This is a genomic window from Roseiarcus sp. (assembly GCF_052145395.1).
Classification (GTDB): Bacteria; Pseudomonadota; Alphaproteobacteria; order Rhizobiales; family Beijerinckiaceae; genus Roseiarcus.
This window is the reverse complement of the sequence record NZ_JBKQOT010000309.1, coordinates 1-4429: the sequence shown is the minus strand read 5'-3', so window position 1 is coordinate 4429 and position 4429 is coordinate 1. Positions and strand designations below refer to the sequence as shown.

The 4429-nt window shown below is 64.7% G+C and carries 4 protein-coding genes; all 4 read left to right on the top strand.

All coding sequences use genetic code 11. The annotated features are described in order from the left end of the window. The coding region (locus ACLP25_RS10460) for an enoyl-CoA hydratase/isomerase family protein (protein ID WP_442469132.1) at window positions 1-484 on the top strand (484 nt) is incomplete at its 5' end. A 20-nt stretch (window positions 485-504) separates the two neighbouring features. Beyond that, the gene (locus ACLP25_RS10455) at window positions 505-1710 is read left to right on the top strand and encodes an acetyl-CoA C-acetyltransferase (protein WP_442469131.1); all 1206 of its coding nucleotides are present in this window, start codon (window positions 505-507) and stop codon (window positions 1708-1710) included. 11 nt (window positions 1711-1721) lie between these two features. Beyond that, window positions 1722-3842, top strand: coding sequence for a 3-hydroxyacyl-CoA dehydrogenase NAD-binding domain-containing protein (locus ACLP25_RS10450; RefSeq protein ID WP_442469130.1), 2121 nt, complete (start codon window positions 1722-1724; stop codon window positions 3840-3842). A gap of 17 nt (window positions 3843-3859) precedes the next feature. Further along, window positions 3860-4429 (top strand): AMP-binding protein (locus tag ACLP25_RS10445; protein WP_442469129.1); only part of this gene is annotated, 570 nt, incomplete at its 3' end.

Below are 4429 nucleotides of genomic sequence, written 5' to 3'. Positions count from 1 at the left end.
GCCTACCGTTTCCGCAATCCGCGGCGTTGCGTTGGGCTTCGGCCTCGGCCTTGCGTTGTCGTGCGACATCAGCCTCGCAGAGGATGACGCACGCGTTGGCAGCCCGTTCCGCAATATCGGCATGGTTCCCGACACGGGCACGCACCACTATTTTCTCACCCGCCTTGGCTACGCCAAATCCGCCGAGCTTATTTTCACCGGCCGTTTGATTGACGGCGCAGAGGCCACGGCGATAGGCCTCGTCGACGGTTCCGCGCCTAGGGGCGCTGTCGCGGCCGCGGCGCACAAACTCGCGTTGTCGATCGCGGATGGGCCGACCGCCGCCTTTCGCCTCAGCAAGGAGATATTGCTCGCGGGCGGAAGCCTTGGCGAGGTCATGGCTCATGAGGGCCGTCAGCTCGCCCGCGCCTTTCAGACCGCCGACCTCAAGGAAGGCATTCGCGCGTTCCAAGAACGCCGGGCGCCCGTGTTCACCGGGCGCTGAGTCGTTTCAAGGGAAACCGCATGACCGACGCGTTCATTCTCGACGCCGTACGAACGCCGCGCGGAAAGGGCCGCGCGAGCGGCGCATTGCATGAGATCGGCCCGGCCCGGCTGGGGGCGCAGCCGCTGGTCGCGCTCGCCGCGCGCAACGGTTTCTCCCATGATCGGGTCGACGACGTGATCCTTGGTTGTGGCGAACCGTCACTTGAGCAAGCGTCGGACATTGCGAAAGCCGTGGCCTTCGCTGCCGGCCTTCGTGAAACGCCTGGGGTCCAGCTCAACCGATTCTGCGGGTCAGGTCTGCAAGCGTGTAATTTCGCTTCCGCGATGATCATGGCCGGACAGGCCGACCTGATCATCGCCGGCGGCGTCGAGAGCATGTCGCGCGTGCCCATGTTCGCCGGTGGCGGCGCCTGGGTGACTGATCCGCAGATCACCATCCCGAACACCATCGTGCCCCAAGGCGTGTCGGCCGACCTGATCGCGACGCTCTACAGATTTTCGCGCGCCAACGTCGACGCCTATGCCGCGGAAAGCCAACGCCGCGCCACGCTCGCGTGGAAGGAGGGCCGCTTCGAACGGTCGATCGTTCCGGTGCGCGATATCAATGGGCTGACGATCTTGGATCGCGACGAACACGTGCGCGCCGACACGACGATCGAATCGCTCGCCGGCCTTGAACCTTCGTTCAACTCGCTCGGCCAGCAGATGGGCTTCGACGCGATGGCGCTACGCCGCTACCCCGAACTCGCGGAGATCGATCACGTCCATCACGCTGGCAATTCGTCCGGAATCGTCGACGGCGCGTCGGCGGTGCTGATCGGCACGCGTGAGATCGCGCGGAGCCTCGGCGTGAAGCCTCGAGCGCGCATGCGCGCGTTCGGCACGGTCGGCAGCGAGCCGACCATCATGCTCACCGGTCCAATTCCCGCGACCGAAGCCGTGTTGAAGCGCGCGGGCATGAATGTGCGGGACATCGACCTGTTCGAATGCAACGAGGCCTTCGCCGCAGTCGTGTTACGTTACATGCAGGCGCTGGATATTCCCGCGGACAAGGTGAACGTCAACGGCGGGGCGATCGCGATGGGTCATCCGCTCGGCGCGACCGGCGGAATGCTACTTGGCGCGGTTCTCGATGAACTCGAGCGCCGCGACCTCGCCACCGGACTCATCACCCTCTGCATCGGCGGCGGCATGGGCATCGCCGCGATCATCGAACGCGTCTGAGGAACACGGCAATGATAGATTACCAGGTCGATGCAGACGGCGTGGCGACGCTGACGTGGAATGTCGCCGACAGGCCGATGAACGTCCTCAATCAGGCGTCGACCGCGGCGTTTGGCGAAGCGGTCGAGCGCGCGATCGCAGACGCGGCCGTCAAGGGCGTCATCGTGACGTCGTCACGTCCCGAATTCGTGGCTGGCGGTGATCTCGATCTGATCCGCTCGATCCGCGACGCCCGCGAATCGATGGAGTGTTCGGGGCCGGTTTCGCGAGTTCTGCGACGGCTGGAGACTTCCGGCAAACCATTCGTCGCGGCGATCAACGGCTCTGCCCTCGGCGGCGGGCTCGAGATCTGCCTCGCCTGTCATCATCGCATCGTCGCCGACGATCCGAAGATCCAGCTCGGCCTGCCCGAAGTGACTCTCGGCCTGTTGCCCGCCGCGGGCGGCACGCAGCGCCTGCCGCGCATGATCGGCATCAAGAAGGCGCTGCCCTTCCTGCTGGAAGGCCGCAAGGTCGATCCCGCCAAGGCGCTCGAAGCAGGCCTGGTGGACGCGGTCGCCCCTCGTAACGAGCTTTTGTCGCAGGCTCGCGCCTGGCTTGGGGCAGCTCCGGCCGAAGCCGCCGTCAAGCCTTGGGACCGCAAGGATTTTCGCTTCCCCGGCGGGGCGCCGCAGACGCCGGGGTCGATCCAGTTGTTCTTTGGCCTCTCGGCGAACCTGCTTGGCAAGACGCAGGGAAACTATCCCGCGCCGGAAGCCATCCTCGCCTGCGTCTACGACGGATGCCAAGTGGACCTCGACACCGGCCTGAAGATCGAGCAGCGACAGTTCGCGAAGCTGGCGACCTCGCCGGAGACCAGGAACATGATTCGCATCCTGTTCTACGACATGAACGACGCCAACCGACTGGCGGGGCGTCCGAAGGGGGTCGCCAAACGAACATTCCGCAAGGTTGCCGTGCTCGGCGCGGGCATGATGGGCGCGGGCCTGGCGCATGTCGCCTCCTCCGCCGGCCTTGATGTCGTCCTGCTCGACGTCAGCGCTGAGGCGGCGGAGAAAGGCAAGGGTTACGGCGCGAAGTTGCTCGACGCGCAAGTCTCGCGCGGACGCCTGAGCGCCGAGGCGCGCGAGGAAACGCTGGCGCGTGTGCGCGCCACTTCCTCCTACGACGCGCTCGGGGATTGCGAACTTGTGATCGAAGCGGTGTTCGAGGATCGCGCAATAAAGGCCGAAGTCACGCGACGCGCGGAAGCGGCCATGCGCAAGGATGCCGTGTTTGCCTCAAATACATCGACCCTGCCAATCACTGGGCTAGCGGAAAACTCAGCTCGCCCCGAGCGCTTCGTCGGCATGCATTTCTTCTCGCCAGTCGAAAAGATGCCGCTTGTCGAAATTATCTGCGGCGCCCGCACGAGCGAACAGGCGATCGCCGAGGCGCTCGATTTCGCCAAGCAGATCCGCAAGACGCCGATCGTCGTCAACGACTGCCCCTCGTTCTACGCCAACCGCGCTTTCGTGATGTACCCCTACGAGGCGATGACCATGCTCGCCGAGGGCGTGAATCCGAAGCTTATCGAGAACGCGGGCCGCATGGCGGGCATGCCGATGCCTCCCCTCGCGCTGATCGACGAGGTCTCCGCCGAACTGCTCTACAAGGCGATGAAACAGGCGCGCGCGGATCAGGGATCGTACTATCGCGAGCAGCCGCAAGACGCTGTGTTGACAATGATGGTCGAGCGCCTCGGCCGCCTCGGCCGCAAGGTGGGCAAGGGCTTCTACGATTATGAGCCGTCGGGCCAACGTCGCCTGTGGTCCGGCCTGGTGGATCTATACCCGCTCGCGTCGAAGCAACCCGATGTCGAACACGTGCGCGAGCGCCTGATGTATTCGCAGTCGCTCGAGGCGGCGCGTTGCATTGCCGAGGGCATCGTCGGCGTCCGCGACGCGGATATCGGTTCTCTGCTCGGCTGGGGCTTCCCGGCGTTTCTCGGCGGAGTGCTAGGCCAGATCGATACCCTCGGCGCTGACCGCATGTTGGCGCTCTGCGACCGTATGGTCGACCGACTGCCGCAGCGATACGCCGCGCCGGAAATCTTGCGCGAAATGGTCAAAAACGGGAAAAAATTCCACTAACTTAGGGACGGAAACCCATGGAGTTCGCTTCGCTCGCGGATATTCCGCGCCGATTCGCCGCCAAGGCGCCGGATCGGATCGCCATCCAATACGAGTCGCGCGTGACCACATGGGCGGAGTGGAACCGCCAAAGCAACCGCATCGCCCGCGCGCTTGAGGCGGCGGGCGCCGGCCCGGGCGCCCGCGTCGCCTATCTGGGAAAGAACTCCGACCGCCTCCTCCATCTCATCTTCGGCTGCGCCAAGATTGGCGCCGTCCTGACGCCGATCAATTGGAGGCTCGCGACGCCTGAAATCGGCTTCATCGTCGAGGACGCGCAATGCAAAATATTGTTCATCGGACCTGAATTCGTATCCCTGCTCGACGCTATCCGAAACGACTGCCCGTCGCTGCGCGTCTTCGTCGGAATCGAGGAAGCCTCGAGGGATCTTATCTCGCTTGAAGATTGGCTCGAAGGCTCGTCCGACTCCGATCCGATGCGGCCGATCGCGGTCGATGACGTCGTCCTGCAGCTCTACACCTCGGGCACGACCGGGCTGCCTAAGGGCGCGCAGCTTACCCACCGCAACCTCCTATTCTCGTCAGGG